This window comes from Pseudomonas sp. UBA6562, assembly GCF_002434265.1.
Taxonomy (GTDB): Bacteria; Pseudomonadota; Gammaproteobacteria; order Pseudomonadales; family Pseudomonadaceae; genus Aquipseudomonas.
Genome location: NZ_DJJS01000001.1, coordinates 329302 through 354292, shown reverse-complemented (window position 1 = coordinate 354292; position 24991 = coordinate 329302). Strand labels below are relative to the sequence as shown.

Sequence of the window (24991 nt, the reverse complement as noted above, 5' to 3'; positions counted from 1 at the left end):
TGCAGGCTATCGGACGCACCCGACAAAACTTGATAGTGGCCACCCGACCCTGGCTGCGCTGATGCTCGAACGGCGGTTTTCCGGTAGCATGGGCGCCCTGAGTTCGACCCGCCTGGAATCCTCAATGTCCGATCGCCTGACCCTCCTGCGCCCCGACGACTGGCACATCCACCTGCGCGACGGAGCGGTGCTGCAGCACACCGTCGCGGATGTGGCACGCACCTTCGCCCGCGCCATCATCATGCCCAACCTGGTGCCTCCGGTCCGCAGCGCCGACGAAGCAGGCGCCTACCGCGAGCGCATCCTCGCCGCGCGCCCGGCGGGCAGCCGCTTCGAACCGCTGATGGTGCTGTACCTCACCGACCGCACCCGTCGTGAGGACATCCTGGCAGCCAAGGCCAGCGGCATCGTCTATGCCGCCAAGCTCTACCCTGCCGGGGCGACGACCAATTCCGATTCGGGTGTGACCAGCATCGACAAGATCTTCCCCGCCATCGAAGCGCTGGCCGAGACCGGCCTGCCGCTGCTGGTGCACGGCGAAGTGACACGTCCCGAGATCGACGTGTTCGACCGTGAAAAGCGCTTCATCGACGAGCACATGCGGCGCCTGGTCGAGCGCTTCCCTGACTTGAAAGTGGTGTTCGAGCACATCACCACAGGCGATGCCGCGCAGTTCGTCAGCGAGGCGTCGGCCAACGTCGGGGCGACCATCACCCCGCAGCATCTGCTGTACAACCGCAACCACATGCTGGTTGGCGGCATCCGTCCGCACTTCTACTGCCTGCCGATCCTCAAGCGCAACACGCACCAGGTGGCGCTGCTCGATGCGGCCACCAGCGGCAGCGCGAAGTTCTTCCTGGGCACCGATTCGGCGCCCCATGCACGCCATGCCAAGGAAAACGCCTGCGGCTGCGCCGGATGCTATACCGCCTTCGCCGCCATCGAGCTGTATGCCGAGGCCTTCGAATCGCGCGGTGCGCTGGACAAGCTCGAAGGCTTCGCCAGCCTGCACGGCCCGGCCTTCTATGGCCTGCCGGCCAACACCGATCGCATCACCCTGGTACGCGAAGAATGGACGGCTCCGGCCAGCCTGCCCTTCGGCGAGCAGACCGTAGTTCCGCTGCGCGCAGGTGAAGCCCTGCGCTGGCGTTTGCTGGAGAATCAAGCGTGACCGACGAACATTACGAAGACGAGCAGGACGCAGCTGGCAGCCCAGGCTCGCGCCACCCGATGGCCGAGCGTTTCCGTGGCTACCTGCCCGTGGTGGTGGATGTGGAAACCGGCGGTTTCAACAGCGCCACCGACGCCCTGCTGGAAATCGCCGCCGTGACCATCGGCATGGACGATAAAGGGTTTCTGTTTCCCGAGCACACCTACTTCTATCGGGTAGAGCCGTTCGAAGGCGCCAACGTCGAACAGGCCGCGCTGGAATTCACCGGCATCAAGCTCGACCATCCGCTGCGCATGGCGGTCAACGAAGACGTGGCCCTGACCGACATCTTCCGCGGCATCCGCAAGGCGCTCAAAGCCAATGGTTGCAAGCGGGCGATCCTGGTCGGGCACAACAGCAGCTTCGACCTGGGCTTTCTCAACGCCGCCGTTGCGCGCAACGACCTGAAGCGCAATCCCTTCCACCCCTTCTCCAGCTTCGACACCGCCACATTGGCGGGCCTGGCGTACGGGCAGACCGTGCTGGCCCGTGCCTGCCAGAGCGCCGACATCGATTTCGATGGGCGCGAAGCGCATTCGGCGCGTTACGACACCGAGAAGACCGCTGAACTGTTCTGCGCCATCGTCAACCGCTGGAAAGACATGGGCGGCTGGCGCGACTTCAACGACTGATCCGTCGCTGAATCGCAACCATGAAAAAACCGGCCATCGCGGCCGGTTTTTTCGTACCTGGCGTAGCCTTACAGCTTGCCAGCGTTCTCGCTCAGGTAGGCAGCGACGCCTTCCGGCGAAGCGTTCATGCCTTTGTCGCCTTTTTTCCAGTTGGCCGGGCACACTTCGCCGTGCTCTTCGTGGAATTGCAGGGCATCGACCAGACGCAGCAGCTCATCCATGTTACGACCCAGCGGCAGGTCGTTGATGATCTGCGAACGGACCACACCGTTGGTGTCGATCAGGAACGCGCCACGGAAGGCTACGCCGCCTTCGGACTCGACGTCGTAGGCCTTGCAGATTTCGTGGGTCATGTCGGCGGCCAGGGTGTACTTGACCGGACCGATGCCGCCGTTGTTGACCGGGGTGTTACGCCAGGCGTTGTGGGTGAAGTGCGAGTCGATGGACACGCCGATCACTTCCACGCCGCGAGCGACGAAGTCAGGAATGCGGTTGTCCAGGGCGATCAGCTCGGACGGGCAGACGAAGGTGAAGTCCAACGGGTAGAAGAACACCAGGCCGTACTTGCCCTTGATGGCCGACGCCAGGTTGAAGCTGTCGACGATCTCGCCGCTGCCCAGCACGGCAGGAACGGTGAAGTCAGGGGCTTGCTTGCCTACGAGTACGCTCATTCTTTATCTCCTGATGGTGGAATGATGAAGGGCCGGAGGAACCTGTCCTCTGGCATCACACAAGGCCGACCATCATACACGCCTTGCAGGAACAGGCCGAATCTACCGCCGGTCGCGCGGCTGGAATCAAGCGCCTTGGCGTTTTGACAAGCATTATCATTACCATTAAGCTCCAAGCCATCGAATCACCCAGCGATGGTCAGCCCCATGTATGTGTGTCTTTGTGTCGGCGTCACCGATGGACAGATCCGCGAAGCGATCTACGAAGGATGCTGCAGTTACCGGGAAGTCCGCGAAGCCACGCAAGTGGGTACGCAGTGCGGTAAATGCGCCTGCTTGGCCAAACAGGTGGTTCGAGAAACCCTGACCGAATTGCAGGTCAGCCAGCAGACGACCCTCGCCTACCCGGTCGAATTCACTGCAGCGTGACACCCCCTTTTTCAGAAGCCGGACCTCAGGTCCGGCTTTTTTATGCCTGCAATTCAATAAGTTAGGCCACCAACGCGGTTCACAAACATTCTTATTCCTATTAATTTTCACTTAGTATTCAAATACTTAGGTTTGACAGCCTGCTTAGCCACGCTCAAACTTGCAGCATTGGCACACTTCCTATGGCAGGCATTCAGACATGAAAGGCGACATCAGCGTCATCCAGCATCTCAATAAGGTCCTCGGAAACGAGCTGGTCGCCATCAACCAGTACTTCCTGCATGCCCGCATGTACGAAGATTGGGGCCTCAATGCCATCGGCAAGCACGAATACAAAGGGTCGATCGACGCCATGAAACATGCCGACAAATTGATCAAGCGCATCCTGTTCCTGGAAGGCATTCCCAACGTGCAGGACCTGGGCAAGCTGCTGATCGGCGAGCATGCCAAGGAAATGATCGAGTGCGACCTGGTGCTCGAGCGGCGCGGGTTGGCCGAGCTCAAAGGTGCCATCGCACACTGCGAGACCTCGGGCGACTTCGGCAGCCGTGAAATGCTCGAAGACATTCTCGAATCCAAGGAGGAGCAGATCGACTGGCTGGAAACCCAGTTGGGCCTGATCGACAAGATCAGCATCGAGAACTACCTGCAGTCGCAGATGGGCGAAGAGTAAACGCCCACGCGCACCGCCAATGAAAAAAGCCCCGCTACTTCGACGAGTAGCGGGGCTTTTTCGTAGGACGAGCCCTTTGCACTGGAAGGCCGACTTGGCGCCGGCCCACAGGCTTCGACAGACTCAGGCCTCGGCGGACTTGGCCTTGGCAGCGGCGTCCTTGATCAGGGTTTGCAGCTCGCCGTTGTCGAACATTTCCATGACGATATCGCTGCCGCCGACCAGCTCACCGCTAACCCACAGTTGCGGGAAGGTCGGCCAGTTGGCGTACTTGGGCAGGTTGGCGCGGATTTCCGGGTTCTGCAGGATGTCGACGTAGGCGAACTTTTCACCACAGCCCATCACGGCTTGCGAAGCCTTCGCCGAAAAGCCGCATTGCGGGGCGTTGGGCGAGCCTTTCATATAAAGCAGAATGGTGTTGTTGGCGATCTGCTCTTTGATTGTTTCGATGATATCCATGAAGCACCTCTGCTGAACTTTCCGACAGATTCGTCGGCACGGTGCCGCATTGTATCGGAAAGCCGACGACCCTGCTCGGCCGGTCCGACACACGCCTTAACCAAAGGCGCAGCTGTGCGCCCCTTGGTTTCGAGCGACATTTAATTATAGTATTGCGTCCTCCCCTTTTTCTGTCCGCCCCGTGCGGCTTACGCCGCAGGTTTTGGCCGTTGTCGAAAAAAACGACGGCACGCCTGCCGAACGTTGCAATTAAGGTATTCAATCATGAGCGCTAGGCACTTTCTCTCCCTGATGGACTTCACCGCTGACGAATTGCTCGGCGTGGTCCGTCGCGGCATCGAGCTAAAAGACCTGCGTAACCGCGGCGTGGTGTTCGAGCCGCTGAAGAACCGCGTACTGGGGATGATCTTCGAAAAATCCTCGACGCGTACCCGAGTCTCGTTCGAGGCCGGCATGATCCAACTGGGCGGCCAGGCGATCTTCCTTTCGCCACGCGATACCCAACTCGGCCGCGGCGAGCCGATCGCCGACAGTGCCAAGGTGCTCTCGCGCATGGTCGATGCGATCATGATCCGTACCCATGCCCACACCACCCTCACCGAGTTCGTCGAGCACTCGCGGGTACCGGTGATCAACGGCTTGTCCGAAGAGTCGCATCCTTGCCAGTTGCTGGCCGACATGCAGACCTTCCTCGAGCACCGTGGCTCGATCCAGGGCAAGACCGTGGCCTGGGTGGGCGACGGTTTCAACATGTGCAACTCCTACATCGAAGCGGCCGTGCAGTTCGGTTTCCAGCTGCGCATCGCCTGCCCCGAAGGCTACGAACCCGATCCACGCTTCCTGGCCCTGGGTGGCGAGCAGGTGCAGATCGTGCGCGACCCCAAGGCAGCGGTCAGTGGTGCGCAACTGGTGACCACCGACGTCTGGACTTCGATGGGCCAGGAAGAGGAAACTGCACGTCGCCTGGCGCACTTCGCGCCGTACCAGGTCACCCGCGATCTGCTCGACCTGGCGGCACCCGATGCCCTGTTCATGCACTGCTTGCCCGCCCACCGTGGCGAGGAAATCAGCCACGACTTGCTCGACGACCCGCGTTCGGTCGCCTGGGACCAGGCTGAGAACCGCCTGCATGCGCAGAAGGCGCTCCTCGAATTCGTCATCGAACCGGCTTATCACCACGCATGAGTGCTCCCCTACTGCTGAACCTGCGCAACCTGGCCTGCGGCTACGGCGATCAACGCATCGTCCAAACGCTGAACCTGCACCTCAATGCCGGCGACATCGGTTGCCTGCTGGGCTCGTCCGGGTGTGGCAAAACCACTACCCTGCGCGCCATCGCCGGCTTCGAGCCGGTGCACGAGGGTGAAATCCAGCTGGCGGGCGAAGTGATCTCCCGCCCAGGTTTCACCCTGGCTCCGGAAAAACGCCGGATCGGCATGGTGTTCCAGGACTACGCCCTCTTCCCTCACCTGACCGTGGCGCAGAACATCGCCTTCGGCATCGGCAAGCACCCGCGGCAGCCGGCGGTGGTCGAGGAAATGCTCGACCTGGTCAAGCTGACGGGGCTAGGTGGGCGTTATCCGCATGAGCTTTCCGGCGGCCAGCAGCAACGCGTGGCCCTGGCCAGAGCGCTGGCGCCCGAGCCGCAGTTGCTGCTGCTCGACGAGCCGTTCTCCAACCTCGACGTGGAGCTGCGTCGGCGCCTGAGCCATGAAGTGCGCGACATCCTCAAGAGCCGCGGTACCAGTGCCATTCTGGTCACCCACGATCAGGAGGAGGCTTTCGCCGTCAGCGATCAGGTGGGAGTATTCAAGGAAGGCCGCCTGGAGCAATGGGACACGCCCTACAACCTCTATCACGAACCTCAGACGCCATTCGTCGCCAGCTTCGTCGGCCAGGGCTATTTCATTCGCGGCCAGATGAACAGCCACGAAGCGGTGGGCACCGAGCTGGGCGAGCTGCGCGGCAACCGCGCCTACCCCATGACTGCGGGCACGCCGGTGGATGTGCTGCTGCGTCCGGACGACATCGTGCATGCGCCGCAGAGTCCCCTGCGCGCTCAGGTGACGGGCAAGAGCTTTCTCGGTGCCTCGACGCTCTACCGCCTGCAACTGCCGACCGGCAGCCAGCTGGAAGCGATCTTCCCAAGCCATGACGATCACGCGCTGGGCGATGAGGTCGGCATCAGCGTAGCCGCCGATCACCTAGTGCTGTTCGCCGTGCCTGGCAGCGTCGCCGCGCAATTGCATCCCGCGCAGGCTGGCGTGCGGCGCCACAGCTAAGCGCCCAGGTCGTCCGCCTGTCCCTTCGTGGCGACAGGCGCATCTGTTCTCTCAAGCGCGACCGATTGGCGCAAAGCTGCCTTGGGTATGCTGCGCCAGAACTGCCGCCGACAGCTCCACTTCCAGACCGCGGCGCCCTGCGCTCACATGCACGGTCGGCACCTGTTGCGCCGAGGTGTCGATGAAGGTGCGCAGGCGCTTCTTCTGCCCCAGCGGACTAATCCCTCCCACCAGATACCCAGTGGCCCGCTGCGCCGCAGCAGGGTCGGCCATTTCGCATTTCTTGGCTCCGGCCGCTTGGGCCAACGCCTTCAGGTCCAAGGTGCCCACCACCGGCACGACCGCCACCAGCAGCTCGTGCTTTTCCGTGCAGGCCAGCAAGGTCTTGAATACCTGCCGAGGGTCGAGACCCAGCTTTTCCGCCGCCTCCAAACCATAGGACGCAGACTTGGGATCGTGCTCGTAACTGTGCACTCGGTGCTCGGCACGGGCTTTGTTCAGCAGGTCGAGGGCGGGGGTCATGCGCAGCTCCGATGGCCATTGGGGGAGGAAGCCCACTTTAAGGGATGGAACCAGTTGCAGCCAGTCAGGCGATGACGCTCGCAAGGTCACGTTCCCTGCGCTTGGTCAGAATGTGGCCGAACGTTCACTTTCGACCTTTGACATCCGCGTTTCTTGTCTATATTTTTTCGTTTTTGAATAGAAGGTGCACTTTCCTGGTGCGCATTTCTGCTTGCCCGCCCGCGTTTGGGTAGTTGCGAGCGTTGCTGTCAGCCATCACGGCGCATTACAACAAGAACGAGGTCCTACATGACGACTGCACTACGCCAGCCTACCCTGGCCGCTCAATGCTTGGCCGAGTTTCTCGGCACCGCACTTCTCATCTTCTTCGGTACAGGCTGCGTCGCCGCGCTCAAGGTCGCCGGCGCCAGCTTGGGCTTATGGGAAGTCAGCATCATCTGGGGGGTCGGCGTGAGCATGGCGATCTACCTCACCGCCGGTGTTTCGGGTGCGCATTTGAACCCTGCGGTCAGCGTCGCACTGACGGTGTTCGCCGACTTCGACAAGCGCAAGCTAGCGTTCTACATCCTCGCCCAAATCGCCGGCGCCTTCTGCGCGGCCGCGTTGGTATACACCTTGTACAGCGCGCTGTTTTTCGATTACGAAAATGCCCATGCCATCGTGCGCGGCAGCGAAGCCAGCCTGGAGCTGGCAGCGGTGTTTTCCACCTACCCCCACCCGTCGCTGTCGATCGGCGGTGCGTTCCTGGTGGAGGCGGTGATCACCGCGATCCTGATGGCAGTGATCATGGCCTTGACCGACGACAACAACGGCCTGCCCCGTGGCCCCATGGCGCCTCTGCTGATCGGCTTGCTGATCGCCGTGATCGGCAGCGCCATGGGCCCGTTGACCGGCTTCGCCATGAACCCGGCGCGCGACCTGGGCCCCAAGTTGATGACCTTCTTTGCCGGCTGGGGCGAGATCGCCTTCACCGGCGCACGCGACGTGCCCTATTTCCTGATCCCGATTTTCGCCCCCATCCTGGGCGCTTGCGTCGGTGCAGGGCTGTATCGCGTGCTGATCGCCCGCCATCTGCCGGTTGGGCTGCCCGCCCAGGCCGGCGATAATGCCCAGACCGAAACCCAGACTTCCTGAGGTCATGCCGGGTGGCCACACCCGCAAGACCGTCCCATATCTATTCCAGGCCAACGACCATGACCGACACCCAGGATAAGCAGTACATCATCGCCCTCGACCAGGGCACCACCAGCTCGCGCGCGATCATCTTCGACCGCGACGCCAACGTCGTCGGCACCGCTCAGCGCGAGTTCGTCCAGCACTATCCGCAAGCCGGCTGGGTCGAGCACGACCCGATGGAAATCTTCGCCACCCAGAGCGGCACCATGGTCGAAGCCCTGGCCCAGGCCGGCATCAGCCATGCCCAGGTGGCGGCCATCGGCATCACCAACCAACGGGAAACCACCGTGGTCTGGGACCGCGAAACCGGGCGTCCGGTGTACAACGCCATCGTCTGGCAATGCCGCCGCAGCACCGACATCTGCGCGCAGCTCAAGCGCGACGGCCACGAAGACTACATCCGCGAAGCCACGGGCCTGGTGATCGACCCCTACTTCTCCGGCTCCAAGCTCAAGTGGATCCTGGACAACGTCGAAGGCGTGCGCGAACGCGCCGAGCGCGGCGAGCTGATGTTCGGCACCATCGATACCTGGCTGATCTGGAAATTCACTGGCGGCAAGGTGCACGTCACCGACTACACCAACGCTTCGCGCACCTTGATGTTCAACATCCACACCTTGGAGTGGGATGCCAAGCTGCTGGAGATTCTCGGCATTCCCCGGCAGATGTTGCCCGAGGTGCGCGCTTCCTCCGAAGTCTATGGCCACACCAAGAGCGGCATCGCCATCGCCGGTATCGCTGGCGACCAGCAGTCGGCGCTGTTCGGCCAGATGTGCGTCGAGGCCGGCCAGACCAAGAACACCTACGGCACCGGCTGCTTCCTGTTGATGAACACCGGCAACAAGGCGGTCAAGTCGTCCCACGGCCTGTTGACCACCATCGCCTGCGGCCCTCGCGGCGAAGTGGCCTATGCCCTGGAAGGCGCTGTGTTCAATGGCGGTTCGACCGTGCAATGGCTGCGCGACGAGTTGAAGATCGTCAACGACGCGCTCGACACCGAATACTTCGCCAGTAAGGTCAAGGACAGCAACGGCGTGTACCTGGTGCCGGCCTTCACCGGCCTCGGTGCGCCCTACTGGGACCCTTACGCCCGCGGCGCACTGTTCGGCCTGACCCGTGGCGTGAAGGTCGACCACATCATTCGTGCGGCGCTGGAGTCGATCGCCTACCAGACCCGCGACGTGCTCGACGCCATGCAGCAGGACTGCGGCGAGCGCCTGTCCGAGCTGCGGGTGGACGGCGGTGCGGTGGCCAACAACTTCCTCATGCAGTTCCAGGCCGACATCCTCGGTACCTGCGTCGAGCGCCCGAAAATGCGCGAGACCACTGCCCTGGGCGCAGCCTACCTGGCGGGCCTGGCCTGCGGCTTCTGGAGCAGCCTGGACGAGTTGCGCAACAAGGCGGTGATCGAGCGCGAGTTCAGCCCGCAACTGGACACGGCGCAGAAGGAGAAACTCTACGCCGGCTGGAAAAAAGCCATCGCGCGCACCCGCGATTGGGAAGACCACGACGCCTGAGCCTGACCGTGCCGTCGCTCCGGAACCGCTCGAGGCGCCGGAGCAACGGCAAGCGCCGCCCCTGCGCTGGTCGCCAGACGCTTCCTACGGCATGATTGCAGGATTTTTCGGCTGCCCCAAAGGACCGCCCATGAACCTGCCCCCACGCCAACAACAAATCCTCGAGCTGGTCCGCGAACGCGGCTATGTCAGCATCGAGGAAATGGCGCAGTTGTTCGTCGTTACCCCGCAAACCATTCGCCGCGACATTAACCAACTGGCCGAGCAGACCCTGCTGCGTCGCTACCATGGCGGCGCGGCTCATGACTCGAGCATCGAGAACACGGCCTACACCATGCGCGCCGACCAGATGCGCGACGAGAAACAGCGCATCGCCGAGACCGTGGCGCGGCAGATCCCCGACCATGCCTCGCTGTTCATCAACATCGGCACCACCACCGAATCCATTGCCCGCGCCTTGCTCAACCACCATCACTTGAAGGTCATCACCAACAACCTGCACGTGGCCTCGATCCTGGGCGCCAAGGAAGACTTCGAAGTGCTGATGGCCGGCGGCACGGTCCGCCCGGATGGCGGCGTGGTGGGCCAGGCCAGCGTCGACTTCATCAGCCAGTTCAAAGTGGATTTCGCCGTGGTCGGCATCAGCGGGATCGACGAAGACGGTAGCTTGCTCGACTTCGACTACCAGGAAGTTCGGGTGTCCCAGGCCATCATCGCCAACGCACGGCAGGTGATCCTAGCTGCCGACTCGAGCAAGTTCGGCCGTAATGCCATGGTGCGCCTGGGCTCGATCAGCCTGGTGGATTGCCTAGTGACCGACCGTCAGCCCAGCGCTGCGCTAAGCCAGTTGCTGGCGCAGAACAAGGTCCGCCTAGACGTGGTCTAGCCCCCTGGGGTGCGGCAGCGGGTACACCCCCTTCATCAAAATGTTCGTTTATGTTCACTTAGCTGTCACGTCGTCGATTTATCGATACACGGGCTGGCAGACGACCCACACATGCGCTAGTATTTTCGCAAACGAACACAAATGTTCATTTTCGATGATTCGAGCACCCAGGAGACCGTTACCGTGTCCCAGCCAGCCCGCCCCACCTCTTCCCCTGCCGACTGCTACGACGTTGCCGTGATCGGTGGCGGCATCAACGGTGTCGGCATCGCCGCTGACGCGGCCGGGCGTGGTTTGAAAGTCTTTCTGTGCGAGAAGGACGATCTGGCGCAACACACCTCCTCGGCCAGCAGCAAGCTGATCCATGGCGGTTTGCGCTACCTGGAGCATTACGAATTCCGTCTGGTGCGCGAAGCGCTGGCAGAGCGTGAAGTGCTGTTGGCCAAGGCGCCCCACATCGTCAAACCGATGCGCTTCGTGCTGCCGCACCGCCCGCACCTGCGCCCTGCCTGGATGATCCGCGCCGGCCTGTTCCTGTATGACCACCTGGGCAAGCGCAAACGCCTGGGTGCCTCGCGCAGCCTGCGCTTCGGCCCGGGCTACCCGCTCAAGACGGCCATCACCCGCGGTTTCGAATACGCCGACTGCTGGGTGGACGACGCGCGCCTGGTAGCACTCAATGCCATGACCGCCCGCGAACACGGTGCCGACATCCGTACCCGTACCCGCTGCCTGAGCGCCCAGCGCGTCGGCGGTCTGTGGCAAGTGGAGCTGGAGCATGCAGACGGCCGCCGCGAATCGATCAAGGCACGTGCGCTGGTCAACGCTGCCGGGCCATGGGTCGCCAAGTTCATCAAGGACGACTTGCAGCTCACCGCCCCTTACGGCATCCGTTTGATCCAGGGCAGCCACCTGATCGTGCCGCGCTTGTACGAAGGCGAACAGGCCTACATCCTGCAGAACGAAGATCAACGCATCGTGTTCTGCATTCCTTACCTGGACCGCTTCACCCTGGTCGGCACCACCGACCGCGAGTACAGCGGCGATCCGGCCAAGGTGGCGATCACCGAGGCGGAAACCGACTACCTGTTGAACGTGGTCAATACCCATTTCAACCACCAGATCAGCCGTGGCGACATCAAGCACACCTTCTCGGGCGTACGCCCGCTGTGCAACGACGAGTCCGACAACCCGTCGGCGGTCACCCGCGACTACACCCTGGCGCTGTCGGACGAAGCCGGGCAGGCGCCGCTGCTGTCGGTCTTCGGCGGCAAGCTGACCACCTACCGCAAGCTGGCCGAGTCGGCCATGGTACGGCTCAAGCCGTTCTTCTCGCAGATGGGCGATAGCTGGACGGCCACCTCGCCCTTGCCCGGTGGCGAGCAGATGAGCAGCGTGTCGGCGTTGGTCGAAGCGCTACTGGCCAAGCATGCCTGGCTCCCGGCCGACATCGCTCAGCGTTGGGCGCAGACCTACGGTAGCCGTGCCTGGAAGTTGCTCGAAGGCGTGGCCGGGCCAGAGGGCCTGGGCCAACGCATCGGCGGTGGGCTGTTCGCCCGGGAAGTCGATTACCTGTGCGAGCACGAATGGGCCGTGGAGGCTGACGACATCCTCTGGCGCCGGTCCAAGCTGGGTCTGCTGACCACGCCTGCCGAGCAGCAGACGCTGCGCGATTATCTCGCCCAGCGCCATGGCGCCCCTGTCCAGGCTTTCGTCGCCGACGTCTACTCCCCTGCCCCGCTGACCATTGTGGGCGGCGTCGAGCCGGCAGTGCGGGCGTAGGCTTCGTCGGCCAAGGTTCGGATCAGCGCCTGTTCGGCGCTGTCCAGCTCTTCCTTCAACCGATTGCTCGACTCGACCCACTGTGCAGAGTCGAGCCCCTGTGCTTCGAGCGCCTCCAGCCGTTCGTAGAAGGGCGCGGTGAGGGCCTCGAAACGCTCGGCGTAGCGAGTGCGTACGAACTGCTGCCAGAACGGACGCTGCGCCAGCGATGCAGCCAGCGCCTCCGGCGTTTCCACCGCCAGCACCGCACTGGCCGCGCGACGCAGATCATTGCGGCTGACGTTGGCGAACTCACCGTAGTACATGCTGTCGGGTGTCGCCGGCAAGTCCAGTTCCTGCTTGAGTTTGACCCGGTAGAACAACCGGACTTCGATTTCGTCCAGATGCCTGACGCCGGCCTCACGCATGTACTCGATGTGCCTCGTACAGATTTCGTCCAGCACATCGAGACGGAACAGCGAACGCTGGAGTTTGAGCAGTCTGCTCTCCACTTCTGCCGCTGGGCCGTCGACCATCGCACGCTCGACCAGCACGCTCAGTTCCAGCTGGGACATGACGAGCAGCAAGCGGTCTTCGCAGGTCCGCTCCCCGGCCGCGGTTTCGAACAGACGCAGGCGCAAAGCCTCATGCTCATGCGCCGCTTCCAACATGTACCAGACGCGGCTTTGGTACTGGCCCGGTCGCTCTTCGAACTCGGTGGTGTCGGCGAAGTCCGCCAGGAAACGGAACAGGTCGTTCGAACCTTCCTGCGCATTCAGCTCGCTCCACAACTGCAAGCGGCGCGAGCGCTCGACCAGGCTGCTTGAGCCCATCCACCGCTCCAACACCGCATCGGTGATGGCGGCATGGACGCGCCGAAGGCTGCGCCGGCCGCTTGGGCCGTTGGCCCGGCTGAGTCGGTCATGGGCCTGGGCGCTTGCCGAATCCAGGGGATTGTCGTGCAGGCTGACGCGCTGCAGGTCGTGCCACAGGCCGAGCACGTGCTGGCGCAATTGCGTGATGCGGTTGTTGCGCAAATCCAGATGGGCGCGCCATGGCAACGTTTCGGCCAGGTCGGGTAACGTCTCCAAACCGGTCGCACGTAGGTTGAGGTGGTTCAAGCGCTGCAAGCTGGTTAAGCGAGGGGCCTGTCCCAGAGGATTGTGGCTGAGGCTAAGTATCTGCAGATACGTCAACTGTGACAGCCGCTGACTGCTTTGTTCGGTGATGACGATTCGATTGTGGGCCAGGTTCAGGATGCGCAATTGGGTCAGGTGTTCGAGCCCGGCCGGCACTTCGGTGAGCCGATTGTTGCGCAGGTCCAACTCCGTGATCTTGCTGAACCGGCGCAGGAAATCCTCGTCGATGCTGGCAAGCCCCATATCGCGCAGGATCAGCCGTCTGACATGGGAGAAATCCACCTCAGCCGGCAACGATGGCAAGCTGCCGACACGCTCGCCCTGGATGTCGAGGACGTATTCGTCCGCATAGTTGACCAGCTTGCGCCGCCAGCAACGGCGCAACTGGGTAGCCACGCGTCTGCGCCCGATGGAAGCGACCAGTCCGGCCTCGTCGCGCCAGCGTTGCAACGCCTGGTTGAGGCTGGAGAGGGTTCGCTCGAGTTGGGCGCAGTGTTGCCACAGGTCGGCGCGACTGTTGACCAACTCGAGAATGTAGACTTCCAGCTGGGTATCACTGAGCGTGGGGTAGATACGCCGCACACCGTGGCGAAGGGTCTCGCGACCTCCTGGCAGCCTACCGCTGAGCGGATAACCCAGGCGCCCATCGGCCAACCGCATCGGCGGCCGCAGGCCGATGCCCACAGGTGCCATGCCCAACACATCGGCACAGCGCTGGCGGTCGGCGCCGGCCTGTTCGGCCAACCATATGCGCAACTGCTCAGCGGTCGGCGCCGCATCGTCCAGCAGTCGCTCGTGTACGGGCTCGAGGCTCGACAGCAGCGCCTGCCACAGGCTGCCGGGGCCGTCGGCCGGAGGCGTAGGTCGCTCGGAATGTGTCAGGTAGCCATCGTCTGTGCGTACGATGATTCTGGGGGTCGCGCCGTGCTCCAGCACGGTCGAAGCGACGACGGGCCCCGCTTCGCTACCCTCGCGTATTTGCACCCCCGTATCGCTCGACCAGCGTGCCGAGCGCTCGAGCAACCCCAATGCCAGATGTTCGGTATCGGCATTGGCCGCCTGTTCGATGTGAAGACCCAGGCAAGCCCGATCCAGACGGGCATCGCGCACAGCCCAGCGCGCTTGTTCGGCGATACCCAGCGGGACCCGGCCGCTAGCATGCATGGCGTCGATCTGCGCACTGCTGGCGCGTTCCAAGAGTTCGGCGGCCTGGCGCTTCGACAGGCTGGGGAACGAACGGATCAACAGAGCCTCATCGGGCAACGCTGGCGGTTGCAGGCGTGCCCACTCGGCCTCGAAGGCTGCGCCGCGCAATGTCGGCGACCGCTCGTGCAGCATCATGCGCGCATGGGCATCGTGCAACCTGGCCGGCATCGGTGCGCCTTCGGTATGCAACCGTCGCAGTCGATCGGGCGTCAGGTCCATTACCTGCAGAAGCGCTTCGGCCTGCCAGTCTGGAACTTGGGCGAAAGGGCCGCCCATACGCCTGAACAGGTCGCCCGGCTTTGCCAGGACATGCACGGGGGGGTCGGTATGCAGCAAGCGCAGTTGCCCCGTCGTGCCCACGGCAGGCGTCAGCGCGTCGACGAACGCGACCCGTTTGAGGGTATTTACGGCAGCGTATCCGGCAGCGCCGGTGGCGGCTGCGACAGCGACCATCTCCACCACCGCGAACAGGTGGTCCAGCGCGCCCTGACGGTCGCCGATGCGCCAGTCTTCGTAGCCTTCGTATACCTGCGAAGCGATCTGCGCCGCAGAAACGACCAGCATGATTTCACCGAGGCCGGGCACGAACAGCGCGGCGAGGCTGAGCAGATCCAGACCCGCCCCGAGCGCGGCCTGCAGGCGCGCATGGCGGCTGGCCAGGTCTTCGTCGCCTGTGGGCACTGCGAGCACGCGGGCGTCGTCGAGCATCTTGCGGGTCTGCAGCCGCCGCAAGTGTTGAACCAGCGGCCTGTCGATGGCCAGGTTACGCCCGTCGAGTTGCGGCGCAGTGCCGAGCGGGGCGGCGTTCAGCGCGCCGACCAAAGCCTGCACGAATGCGGTGCGGTCGCGCTCGCCGATGAAGCGTGCGAAGAATCGTCGAAAGCGCGCGTTGCGCAACCGCCTGCCGAGCCAGCGATAGAGCGCCTCCCAGGACAGATGGCGGGTGACCGGAACCAAGGGGTCCTGCGCAATCCACAGAGTAATCGACTGCAGGGCCCCGCCTTCGGTCTCGCGATGCTCCACGGTGACCACACCCTGTATGGGCTTGCCCAGCAGATAAAGCTGCCGTGGCGTCGCTGCGCCCTGGGGTAGAACAACGTCTTGCAAGGGCATCCAGAGGGGCAGCATACGGTTGAAATCGGCTTCGTCGAGATCGCCCTCGAACCTGGCCAGGCGCATGGCCACTTCCATCTGCGCCTGAAGGTTGCCCTCCAGCAATTCCTCCACGGCCTTGCTCGCGGTCCCTGTAGGCGCGGTAGGCCTGTCCTTGGGCGAGAGCAACGCCGCCAGCAGTCGCTGGTACCGTCCGCCTAGATCGAGCTGGCGGCAACAGCGTGCGAACGCTTCGAAGCTCAGAGGCAATCGTTGCCCGTCGCTACCGACCAGCCAGGCCCGACGCGACAGGTCCGGTGCGAGCTCCTCTGCATGGAAATTGTGCAACGCAGCAGCCAGCAGGCTACGACGCGAGCGGTAGATGTGGCGGTTGGCCAGCAGCTTGGGCGACACGGCAGGCAGCTCGACCGTCTGTTCGATCTGCACGCTCATGGCGCGGACGTCGGCATTAGGCAGGCCAATGTGTCGCAGTGCCTGAACCAGTAGAGGCGTGGCAAAGACGTCGATCGATGGCAGTGCCTCGAAATGGCCGGCGACCTGCTCTGCCGACTGCTGCTCACGACGCATCGCCTGGTGCAGGGCACGGATCTGATCGACATCGGTGTGGATCAACCCTGCCGGCAAGCGGTCGGCGATCAGGCGATCGACTGAGTCGGCTGGAATGAAGTGAGTCTTCATGGTGCGTTTTCCTGTGCAGAAAACCGCAGAAGACCCGGTTCGCCAGACGCGATGGGACGACAGTGTTACCGCAGCACATCGGAGCGGATGCTGCATGGCGTAGTTTGTTCGGTATTCCGAATGCCCCGACCCGCTCTTAGTCGGAATACCGTACAAAAAGCCGTTGAAACATAGAAATTCACCCTTTCGACAGCCTAATCCCAGCAGGTTTGATCTTATTTCGCACCATTGGCACGACTCATGCTCTACACTTTGCAGCCGAATGCACTTGTATTCGTTGAAGCTAAAGAGTCCGCCAACGGCTCAATAAAAAAAACAAACACGTCGAGGAAAATTTGATGCGAATCGTTCGTCAATTGCTGGGCGCAGCCATCGCGGCTGCAGTCATCGCCTCTCCGGTCATGGCTGAAGAGCTGACTGGCACGCTGAAGAAGATCAAGGATTCCGGCACCATCACCCTGGGCCATCGCGACTCCTCCATTCCGTTTTCCTATCTGGCCGGCACTGCTGAACCCGTCGGCTACTCCCACGACATTCAACTCGCAGTGGTCGATGCGCTGAAGAAGCAACTGGGCACCGACATCAAGGTCAAGTACAACCTCGTCACCTCGCAGACCCGTATCCCACTGGTGCAGAACGGCACCGTCGACCTGGAATGCGGCTCCACCACCAACAATGTCGAGCGCCAACAGCAAGTCGACTTCTCGGTAGGCATCTTCGAAGTCGGCACTCGCTTGCTGACCAAGGTCAAAGACGGCCAACCTGCATACAAAGACTTCGCCGACCTGGCCGGCAAGAACGTCGTCACCACCGCTGGCACCACGTCCGAGCGCCTGCTCAAGGCGATGAACGCCGACAAGCAGATGAAGATGAACATCATTTCCGCCAAGGACCACGGCGAGTCCTTCAACATGCTCGAAGGCGGCCGTGCCGTGGCTTTCATGATGGACGACGCCCTGCTGGCCGGCGAAATGGCCAAGGCCAAAAAGCCTTCGGACTGGGTGATCACCGGCACGCCACAGTCTTATGAAATCTACGGCTGCATGGTCCGCAAGGGCGACCCAGCCTTCAAGAAAGCCGTCGATGACGCCATTGTCACCTACTTCAAAGCCGGCGAGGTCGAGAAGAGCTACGACAAGTGGTTCCAGCAGCCCATCCCGCCAAAAGGCTTGAACCTGCAGTTCCCGATGAGCGACGAGCTCAAGAAGCTGATTGCCGAGCCGACCGACAAAGCCGCCGACGACAAGAAAGCCTGACCCCTGTCCCAGGCCTGCAGCGCAGCGCGCGCACGATTTAACCCGGCAGGCCTTCCGTAAGTGTCTAACCTCTCATCCGAGGGCGCCCGCGCCCTCGGATGTTGGAAGGTGCCTGTGAAACAACCGTCTGAGGGGAAATCCCGATGAATTACAACTGGGACTGGGGCGTTTTCTTCAAGTCCACCGGCGTAGGCAGCGAAACCTACCTCGACTGGTACATCACCGGTCTAGGCTGGACCATCGCCATCGCCGTCTCCGCCTGGATCATCGCCCTGTTGCTGGGTTCGGTGCTCGGCGTCATGCGCACCGTGCCGAACCGCTTGGTATCGGGAATCGCCACCGCATACGTGGAACTGTTCCGTAACGTGCCACTGCTGGTACAACTGTTCATCTGGTACTTCCTGGTACCGGACCTGCTGCCCGAGGGGCTGCAGGAATGGTTCAAGCAAGACCTCAACCCCACTACCTCGGCGCTGATCAGCGTGATCGTCTGCCTGGGCCTGTTCACCGCCGCACGGGTCTGCGAGCAAGTGCGCACCGGTATCCAGGCATTGCCTCGGGGTCAGGAATCGGCGGCCCGCGCCATGGGCTTCAGCCTGCCGCAGATCTACAGCAACGTGCTGCTGCCGCAAGCGTTCCGCATCATCATTCCACCGCTCACCTCCGAATTCCTCAACGTGTTCAAGAACTCGTCGGTAGCGTCGCTGATCGGCTTGATGGAATTGTTGGCGCAAACCAAACAGACCGCGGAATTCTCCGCCAACCTGTTCGAAGCCTTCACCCTCGCCACGCTGATCTACTTCACCTTGAACATGGGCCTGATGCTGCTGATGCGCCTGGTCGAGAAAAAAGTGGCCGTGCCTGGCCTGATTTCCGTAGGAGGCAAGTAAATGGAACTGGATTTCAGCGAAATCATTCCTGCCCTGCCAGCCCTGTGGAATGGCATGTTGCTGACTCTGCAACTGATGGTGATGGGCGTCGTCGGAGGTATCGCACTGGGTACCGTACTGGCGTTGATGCGGCTGTCGTCGAGCAAGCTGCTGTCGCGTGTGGCGGGTGCCTACGTCAATTACTTCCGCTCCATTCCACTGCTGCTGGTCATCACCTGGTTCTACCTGGCGGTGCCGTTCGTGCTGCGCTGGATCACCGGGGAAGACACGCCGATCGGAGCGTTCACCTCCTGCGTCGTGGCCTTCATGATGTTCGAGGCGGCGTACTTCTGCGAAATCGTGCGCGCCGGCGTGCAGTCCATCTCCAAGGGCCAGATGGGCGCCGCCCAGGCGCTGGGCATGAGCTACGGCCAGACCATGCGCCTGATCATCCTGCCCCAGGCGTTCCGCAAGATGACGCCGCTGCTGCTGCAACAGAGCATCATCCTGTTCCAGGACACCTCGCTGGTCTACACCGTGGGCCTGATTGACTTCCTCAACGCCTCGCGCGCCAGCGGCGACATCATCGGTCGTTCCCATGAGTTCCTGCTGTTCGCCGGTGCCGTGTACTTCATCATCAGCTTCTCCGCTTCTTGGCTGGTCAAGCGTCTGCAAAAAAGGATCGCCGTATGATTTCCATCAAGAACGTCAACAAGTGGTACGGGGACTTCCAGGTACTGACCGACTGCAACACCGAAGTGAAGAAAGGTGAAGTGGTGGTGGTGTGCGGTCCGTCCGGTTCGGGCAAGTCGACCCTGATCAAGTGCGTCAACGCACTGGAGCCCTTCCAGAAAGGCGACATCGTGGTCGACGGCACGTCGATCGCCGATTCGAAGACCAACCTGCCCAAGCTGCGCTCGCGGGTGGGCATGGTGTTCCAGCACTTCGAGCTGTTCCCGCACCTGAGCATCACCGAAAACCTGACCATCGCCCAACGCAAGGTGCTGGGCCGCAGCGAAGCCGAAGCCACCAAGAAGGGCCTGGCCCTGCTCGACCGCGTCGGCCTCAGCGCCCATGCCAAGAAGCATCCAGGGCAGCTGTCCGGTGGTCAGCAGCAGCGCGTGGCCATCGCTCGTGCCCTGTCGATGGACCCGATCGTCATGCTGTTCGACGAACCGACCTCGGCGCTCGACCCGGAAATGGTCAACGAAGTGCTCGACGTGATGGTCGAGCTGGCCCACGAAGGCATGACCATGATGTGCGTCACCCACGAGATGGGCTTTGCCCGCAAGGTCGCCAACCGGGTGATCTTCATGGACAAGGGCCACATCATCGAGGACTGCCAGAAGGAAGCCTTCTTCGGCGACCCGAGCGCGCGCCACGAGCGGACCCAGCACTTCCTAAGCAAGATCCTGCAGCACTGAGTGCCAGCCAGCCCGCGCCGCCGCGAGCGGCGCAGGCTGGCGATGACAAGGCCACTGTGATGAAATGCACCCCCGCGCTCGTGCGCCTCAACCAGCCTGCCGTGAAATCCCGCCTGCTTCGCCAACTGCTCATCCCGCCTTTGATCATCCTGCTGATGCTCGGCTTCGGCGTGGTCGCCTACCTGATCAGCGAAAGCAACGGCATTCGCGTGCTGAGCGAAAACGGCGAGCGCCAGCTCGAGCTGCATGCGCGCACGGTGGAAAGCGAGATCAGCAAATACACCTACCTGCCCAGCCTGCTGGAGCTGGAAAACAGCGTCTCCCGTCTACTGACCGACCCCGACGCCACCGACCGACAATCGGTCAACGAATACCTCGAAGGCATGAAGCGCCGCAGCAACGGCCGGGCGATCTTCGTGCTCGACACCGAAGGCCGTGTGCAGGCGACCAGCAACTGGCGCGACGCCGACTCGTTCCTTGGCGAAGACCTGGCCTTCCGCCCCTATTTTCAGGATGCGGTGCGCGGCAAGCCCGGACGCTTCTACGGCATCGGCAGCACCACTGGCGAAGCCGGCTACTACCTCGCCCACGGCCTGGAGGAGCACGGCAAGATCATTGGCGTGGCGGTGGTGAAGGTGCGTCTGGACACGCTCGAGGAACGCTGGCAGCGGGCGCGCCTGGAAGCGTTCGTCAGCGACGAGAACGGCATCATCATCTTGTCCAGCGACCCGACGCGCCGCCTCAAGTCGCTGCAGCCGCTGACTCCGCAGGTTAAAGAGCGCTTGGCGCGCAGCCTGCAATACTACTGGTGGCCGATCAACGAACTGCAACCGCTGGACCGCGAGTCTCTGGGCGATGGCGTGGAAAAGCTCACCTTCCCGGTGAACAGCGAAACCGACCCAGGCGGCCCGGAGGCGGTGAGCTATCTGTCGCAAACCCGCCGCCTGGCCGATACCCCCTGGCACTTCACGCTGCTGACGCCCTTGCAGGACCTGCGCCGCGAATCGATGGTGCAAGGCGCGCTGGTGGCCTTCGCCTTCGCCCTGTTGACCATTCTCGGCATCGCCTGGAACGAGCGGCGCAAGGTCATCGCCACGCGGCTGGCTGCCCGTGAAGCGTTGCAGGAAGCCAACAACCAATTGGAGCGGCGCATCACCGAACGCACCGCCGACCTGCGCGCCAGCAACGAACGGCTCAAGGGGCAGATCCGCGAGCGCAGGCACGCCGAACAGACTTTGCGCCAGGCCCAGGACGAGCTCGTCCAGGCCGGCAAACTGGCGGCCATCGGTCAGATGTCCACCAGCATCGCCCACGAATTGAACCAGCCGCTGGCGGCGCTGCGTACGCTGTCGGGCAACACCGTGCGCTTCCTCGAACGCGGCGCCATGGACGTGGCCTCGACCAACCTGCGCACCATGAACGACCTGATCGATCGCATGGGTCGCATCACCGCCAGCCTGCGCTCCTTCGCCCGGCGTGGCGACGACAGCGGCCAGGCGTCCTTGTGCAAGGCGGTCGATGCCTGTCAGCAACTGCTGGCGGCGCGCCTCTCCAGCAGCGGCTTGCGGGTGCACCGCGACTTCGACGAGCAACGCCTGGCCATCGACCAGACGCGCCTGGAACAGATCCTCGCCAACCTGATCAGCAATGCGCTGGATGCCACCGCTGACCGGGAGCGTCCCACGCTATGGCTGGAAGGCGAGCTGCAAGGCGACAAGTACCGTTTGCAGGTGCGCGACAACGGCCATGGCATAGACGCCGAAACGCGCAAGCACTTGTTCGAGCCCTTCTTCACCACCAAACCGGGCGAGCATGGTCTGGGCCTGGGCCTGACCCTCTCGGCCAGCCTGGCCGCTGCTGCCAAAGGCAGCCTCAGCGTCGAACACCCGTCTGAGGGCGGCAGTGCCTTCGTGCTGTTGCTGCCCCTGGTCACCCCATCCACCGACACGGCCGAGCTCCCATGACCCAAGCCCCCCTTACCGTCCTGATCGTCGAGGACGATCCCCATGTGCTGCTCGGCTGCCAACAGGCGTTGGCCCTCGAAGACATCGCCTGCGAAGGCGTGGGCAGCGCGGAACTGGCACTCGAACGCATCGGTGAGGACTTCGCCGGTATCGTGGTCAGCGACATCCGCCTACCCGGCATCGACGGGCTGGAGCTGCTCGCCCGGCTCAAGGCCCGCGACCGCAGCCTGCCAGTGGTGTTGATCACCGGCCATGGCGACATCGACATGGCGGTCGGGGCCATGCGCAACGGCGCCTACGACTTCATGGAAAAGCCCTTCTCGCCCGAGCGTCTGGTCGATGTGGTGCGGCGCGCCCTGGAACAGCGCGGGCTGTCGCGCGAGGTGAGCGCGCTGCGCCGGCAATTGGCCGGGCAAGGTTCGCTGGAAGCGCGGATCATCGGCCGTTCGCCGGCCATGCAGCACTTGCGCGAGCTCATCAGCAACGTGGGCGACACCTCGGCCAACGTGCTCATCGAAGGCGAAACCGGCAGCGGCAAGGAGCTGGTGGCGCGCTGCCTGCACGAGTTCAGCCGGCGCCAGGGGCAGCCGTTCGTGGCGATCAACTGTGGCGGGTTGCCGGAAAACCTGTTCGAAAGCGAAATCTTCGGCCACGAGGCCAACGCCTTCACCGGCGCCGGCAAGCGCCGCATCGGCAAGATCGAACATGCCAACGGCGGCACCTTGTTCCTCGACGAGGTCGAGAGCATGCCGATCAACTTGCAGATCAAGCTGCTGCGGGTGTTGCAGGAGCGCACTTTGGAGCGACTCGGTTCGAACCAGAGCATCCCGGTGGACTGCCGGGTGATCGCGGCGACCAAATCCGACTTGCAGAGCCTGGGCCAGCGTGGCGAGTTTCGCAGCGACCTGTATTACCGGTTGAACGTGGTGACTTTAGAGCTGCCGCCGCTGCGCGAGCGCCGCGAAGACATCCTGCAACTGTTCGAGCATTTCCTCGAACAGGCAGCCTTGCGGTTCGACCGCCAGGCGCCGGAACTCGACAGCCAGACGTTGTCGCAGATCATGGCCCACGAATGGCTGGGCAACGTGCGCGAACTGCGCAACGTCGCCGAGCGTTTCGCCTTGGGCCTGCCAGCGTTCAAGAAGAGCGTGGCCGGTGCCAGCCAGGGCTTGGGGTTCGCCGAGGCGGTAGAAGCTTTCGAGCGCAACCTGCTCAGCGAGGCCCTGCTGCGTACCGGCGGCAACCTCAGCCAGGCCAGCCAGGAGCTGGGTATGGCCAAGACCACGCTGTTCGACAAAGTGAAGAAATACGGCTTGGGGTAAGGCTGGCCGCTTGCGTCAACGCAGCCAGCAAACCATCGCCCCCAACACAGCACCGGTCGACAGCTCCGGCAACATGAGGGAAACTCATCCGCCTTCTCGATGCCATCTCTCTTCACCCCGGAGCTGCAAGTGCTGGAAATCCGCCACCTGAAAACCCTTCACGCCCTGCGCGAGGCCGACAGCCTGGTGGAGGCCGCCGAACGCCTGCACCTGACCCAGTCGGCGCTGTCCCACCAGTTTAAGGAGCTGGAAGAGCGCCTGGGTTTGCCGCTGTTCGTACGCAAGAGCAAGCCGCTGCGCTTCACCAGCGCCGGCCTGCGCCTGTTGCAACTGGCCGACGCCACCTTGCCCCTGCTGCGCGGCGCCGAGCGTGACATCGCGCGCTTGGCAGGCGGCACGGCCGGGCGCTTGCACATGGCCATCGAGTGCCACAGTTGCTTCCAGTGGCTGATGCCGACCATCGACCAGTTCCGCGACTCGTGGCCGGAAGTGGAACTGGACCTGGCCTCGGGGTTCGCCTTCGCGCCCTTGCCGGCCCTGGCTCGTGGCGACCTCGACCTGGTGGTAACCTCCGACCCGCTGGACTTGGCCAACATCACCTACGTGCCGCTGTTCACCTACGAAGCCATGCTGGCGGTGGCCAACCAGCATCCGCTGGCCAGCAAGCCCTACGTGGTGCCCCAGGACCTGATCGACCAGACGCTGATCACCTACCCGGTCGAACGCGATCGCCTGGAAATCTTCACCCGCTTTCTCGAACCTGCCGACATCGAGCCTGCCGCAGTGCGCAACTCCGAACTGACCGTGATGATGATGCAACTGGTGGCCAGCGGCCGGGGCGTGTGCGGCATGCCGCATTGGGCGCTGCACGAATACAGCGACCGCGGTTATGTGAAGGGCAAGCGCCTGGGTGAGAAGGGCCTGTTCGCGACCTTGTACGCGGCGGTGCGCACCGACATGCTCGATGCGCCCTATATGCGCGACTTCCTGCTGACCGCGAAGGACACCTCCTTCGCCACCCTTGACGGCGTCAGCGCAGCGCGTTGAGACGCGCGCGGTACAGCGGCAGGATCTGCTCGGCGGTCAGCGGGGCCAGATCCACGGCAGGTGTGTCGTCGGCGGCCAACCACAGCACCTGCTCGATCTCGGCTGCAGGCATCACGGCTTGCATGGTGAGCACTTCGAACAGCTCGGCCTGCACCTGGCAGCCGGGTTCGTTGGCCGCTGGCGCACTGAAACTGCCCAGCGCCACGGCCTGCTCGGGGTCGATGCGCAAGCCCAGTTCTTCGAACAGCTCGCGGGCCAAGGCCTGCCGCGGTGTTTCACCGGCGTCGATCTTGCCGCCCGGCTGCATGAAGGCGTGGGTGCCGCGTTTGCGTACCAGCAGCGTGCGCCGGTGGGCGTCGATCAACAACGCCGCGGCAACGCGAATGACAGTGGACATGATGGAGCGACCTCGAACGATGGGCGGGCGAGCTTCCCATGCCCGCCCCCTTCCAGCAACGTCGAGGCGTTGATGTCACCCGCTGCGCTTGGCGGAAAACCCGGCGAAGCGCTTGTTGAAGCCGGCCACCCGGCCTTCGACGGTGGTCTTGCGCTGCTGGCCGGTGTAGACCGGGTGCGAGGCGCTGGAGACGTCCAGGGCCACGTAGGGGTAGGTCTGGCCATCGCTGTGCAGGTGGGTGCGGTCGGTGCCCACGGTGGAACCGATCAGAAAGTAGACGTCGGCGGCGGTGTCGTGGAACAGCACGTCGCGGTAGTGGGGATGGATGGCTGGTTTCATGGGAAGGGCCTCGGGTGAT

General features: G+C 63.1%; 23 protein-coding genes. 17 read left to right on the top strand and 6 right to left on the bottom strand.

Annotated features, from left to right (window positions below):
* The first annotated feature begins 124 nt into the window (after positions 1 to 124).
* Positions 125 to 1171, top strand: coding sequence for a dihydroorotase (gene pyrC, locus B4M43_RS01620; protein WP_296263493.1), 1047 nt, complete (start codon positions 125 to 127; stop codon positions 1169 to 1171).
* The gene (rnt, locus tag B4M43_RS01615) at positions 1168 to 1842 is read left to right on the top strand and encodes a ribonuclease T (protein ID WP_296263491.1); all 675 of its coding nucleotides are present in this window, start codon (positions 1168 to 1170) and stop codon (positions 1840 to 1842) included. Before pyrC ends, rnt begins: the two co-directional genes overlap by 4 nt.
* A gap of 68 nt (positions 1843 to 1910) precedes the next feature.
* On the opposite strand, the gene B4M43_RS01610 is transcribed toward rnt, so the two are convergent.
* A complete protein-coding gene (locus B4M43_RS01610; RefSeq protein ID WP_296263489.1) occupies positions 1911 to 2513 on the bottom strand; it encodes a peroxiredoxin in 603 nt (200 codons plus the stop codon).
* Between the two features lie 207 nt (positions 2514 to 2720).
* On the opposite strand from B4M43_RS01610, the gene B4M43_RS01605 reads away from it, so the two are divergent.
* Both B4M43_RS01605 and bfr read left to right on the top strand, forming a co-directional pair.
* On the top strand, positions 2721 to 2942 hold the full coding sequence (locus tag B4M43_RS01605) for a bacterioferritin-associated ferredoxin (protein ID WP_296263488.1): 222 nt from the start codon (positions 2721 to 2723) through the stop codon (positions 2940 to 2942).
* Between the two features lie 199 nt (positions 2943 to 3141).
* Positions 3142 to 3615, top strand: a complete 474-nt coding sequence (gene bfr, locus B4M43_RS01600; protein WP_296263486.1) for a bacterioferritin — start codon at positions 3142 to 3144, stop codon at positions 3613 to 3615.
* Between the two features lie 123 nt (positions 3616 to 3738).
* Here the strand turns inward: bfr and grxD are convergent, their stop codons facing one another.
* Positions 3739 to 4074 carry a Grx4 family monothiol glutaredoxin gene (gene grxD / locus B4M43_RS01595; RefSeq protein ID WP_296263484.1) on the bottom strand — a complete coding sequence of 112 codons (336 nt, stop codon included), beginning with the start codon at positions 4072 to 4074 and terminating at the stop codon, positions 3739 to 3741.
* 264 nt (positions 4075 to 4338) lie between these two features.
* On the opposite strand from grxD, the gene argF reads away from it, so the two are divergent.
* Together argF and B4M43_RS01585 are read left to right on the top strand one after the other, a co-directional pair.
* Positions 4339 to 5259 (top strand): ornithine carbamoyltransferase, encoded by a 921-nt coding sequence (gene argF / locus B4M43_RS01590; protein ID WP_296263482.1) that lies wholly within the window; start codon positions 4339 to 4341, stop codon positions 5257 to 5259.
* Positions 5256 to 6356, top strand: coding sequence for an ABC transporter ATP-binding protein (locus B4M43_RS01585; RefSeq protein ID WP_296263480.1), 1101 nt, complete (start codon positions 5256 to 5258; stop codon positions 6354 to 6356). Before argF ends, B4M43_RS01585 begins: the two co-directional genes overlap by 4 nt.
* A gap of 51 nt (positions 6357 to 6407) precedes the next feature.
* Here the strand turns inward: B4M43_RS01585 and ybaK are convergent, their stop codons facing one another.
* Positions 6408 to 6878 carry a Cys-tRNA(Pro) deacylase gene (gene ybaK / locus B4M43_RS01580; RefSeq protein WP_296263478.1) on the bottom strand — a complete coding sequence of 157 codons (471 nt, stop codon included), beginning with the start codon at positions 6876 to 6878 and terminating at the stop codon, positions 6408 to 6410.
* 288 nt (positions 6879 to 7166) lie between these two features.
* Here ybaK and B4M43_RS01575 point away from each other — a divergent pair, with 288 nt between their 5' ends.
* The 4 genes from B4M43_RS01575 to glpD all read left to right on the top strand — a co-directional run bounded on the left by B4M43_RS01575 (position 7167) and on the right by glpD (position 12239).
* The gene (locus B4M43_RS01575) at positions 7167 to 8012 is read left to right on the top strand and encodes an MIP/aquaporin family protein (RefSeq protein ID WP_296263475.1); all 846 of its coding nucleotides are present in this window, start codon (positions 7167 to 7169) and stop codon (positions 8010 to 8012) included.
* A 59-nt stretch (positions 8013 to 8071) separates the two neighbouring features.
* A complete protein-coding gene (glpK, locus tag B4M43_RS01570; protein WP_296263473.1) occupies positions 8072 to 9571 on the top strand; it encodes a glycerol kinase GlpK in 1500 nt (499 codons plus the stop codon).
* Between the two features lie 130 nt (positions 9572 to 9701).
* Complete coding sequence (locus tag B4M43_RS01565) at positions 9702 to 10457, top strand: DeoR/GlpR family transcriptional regulator (RefSeq protein WP_296263471.1); 756 nt, start codon at positions 9702 to 9704, stop codon at positions 10455 to 10457.
* A gap of 183 nt (positions 10458 to 10640) precedes the next feature.
* A complete protein-coding gene (gene glpD / locus B4M43_RS01560) occupies positions 10641 to 12239 on the top strand; it encodes a glycerol-3-phosphate dehydrogenase (protein WP_414707806.1) in 1599 nt (532 codons plus the stop codon).
* Here glpD and B4M43_RS01555 read toward each other — a convergent pair.
* On the bottom strand, positions 12182 to 16354 hold the full coding sequence (locus B4M43_RS01555) for an NEL-type E3 ubiquitin ligase domain-containing protein (protein ID WP_296263467.1): 4173 nt from the start codon (positions 16352 to 16354) through the stop codon (positions 12182 to 12184). The genes glpD and B4M43_RS01555 overlap by 58 nt on opposite strands.
* 338 nt (positions 16355 to 16692) lie before the next feature.
* Between B4M43_RS01555 and B4M43_RS01550 the strand changes: the two genes are divergently transcribed.
* From B4M43_RS01550 to metR, 7 genes are all read left to right on the top strand, one after another.
* Positions 16693 to 17610 (top strand): glutamate/aspartate ABC transporter substrate-binding protein, encoded by a 918-nt coding sequence (locus tag B4M43_RS01550; protein ID WP_296263465.1) that lies wholly within the window; start codon positions 16693 to 16695, stop codon positions 17608 to 17610.
* A gap of 143 nt (positions 17611 to 17753) precedes the next feature.
* Positions 17754 to 18500, top strand: coding sequence for an amino acid ABC transporter permease (locus tag B4M43_RS01545; RefSeq protein WP_296263463.1), 747 nt, complete (start codon positions 17754 to 17756; stop codon positions 18498 to 18500).
* Positions 18501 to 19172, top strand: coding sequence for an amino acid ABC transporter permease (locus tag B4M43_RS01540; protein ID WP_296263462.1), 672 nt, complete (start codon positions 18501 to 18503; stop codon positions 19170 to 19172). It begins immediately after the preceding gene.
* The gene (locus tag B4M43_RS01535) at positions 19169 to 19903 is read left to right on the top strand and encodes an amino acid ABC transporter ATP-binding protein (protein WP_296263460.1); all 735 of its coding nucleotides are present in this window, start codon (positions 19169 to 19171) and stop codon (positions 19901 to 19903) included. Before B4M43_RS01540 ends, B4M43_RS01535 begins: the two co-directional genes overlap by 4 nt.
* A 59-nt stretch (positions 19904 to 19962) precedes the next feature.
* A complete protein-coding gene (locus tag B4M43_RS01530) occupies positions 19963 to 21867 on the top strand; it encodes a sensor histidine kinase (protein WP_296263458.1) in 1905 nt (634 codons plus the stop codon).
* Positions 21864 to 23189 carry a sigma-54-dependent transcriptional regulator gene (locus B4M43_RS01525; RefSeq protein WP_296263456.1) on the top strand — a complete coding sequence of 442 codons (1326 nt, stop codon included), beginning with the start codon at positions 21864 to 21866 and terminating at the stop codon, positions 23187 to 23189. Before B4M43_RS01530 ends, B4M43_RS01525 begins: the two co-directional genes overlap by 4 nt.
* Before the next feature lie 129 nt (positions 23190 to 23318).
* On the top strand, positions 23319 to 24236 hold the full coding sequence (metR, locus tag B4M43_RS01520) for a transcriptional regulator MetR (protein WP_296263616.1): 918 nt from the start codon (positions 23319 to 23321) through the stop codon (positions 24234 to 24236).
* Here metR and B4M43_RS01515 read toward each other — a convergent pair.
* Positions 24220 to 24633, bottom strand: coding sequence for an NUDIX hydrolase (locus B4M43_RS01515; RefSeq protein ID WP_296263455.1), 414 nt, complete (start codon positions 24631 to 24633; stop codon positions 24220 to 24222). The two genes, metR and B4M43_RS01515, sit on opposite strands and share 17 nt — an antisense overlap.
* 75 nt (positions 24634 to 24708) lie before the next feature.
* Entirely contained in the window at positions 24709 to 24972 is a 264-nt protein-coding gene (locus tag B4M43_RS01510) for a type B 50S ribosomal protein L31 (RefSeq protein WP_296263453.1), read from the bottom strand.
* Between the last annotated feature and the right edge of the window lie 19 nt (positions 24973 to 24991).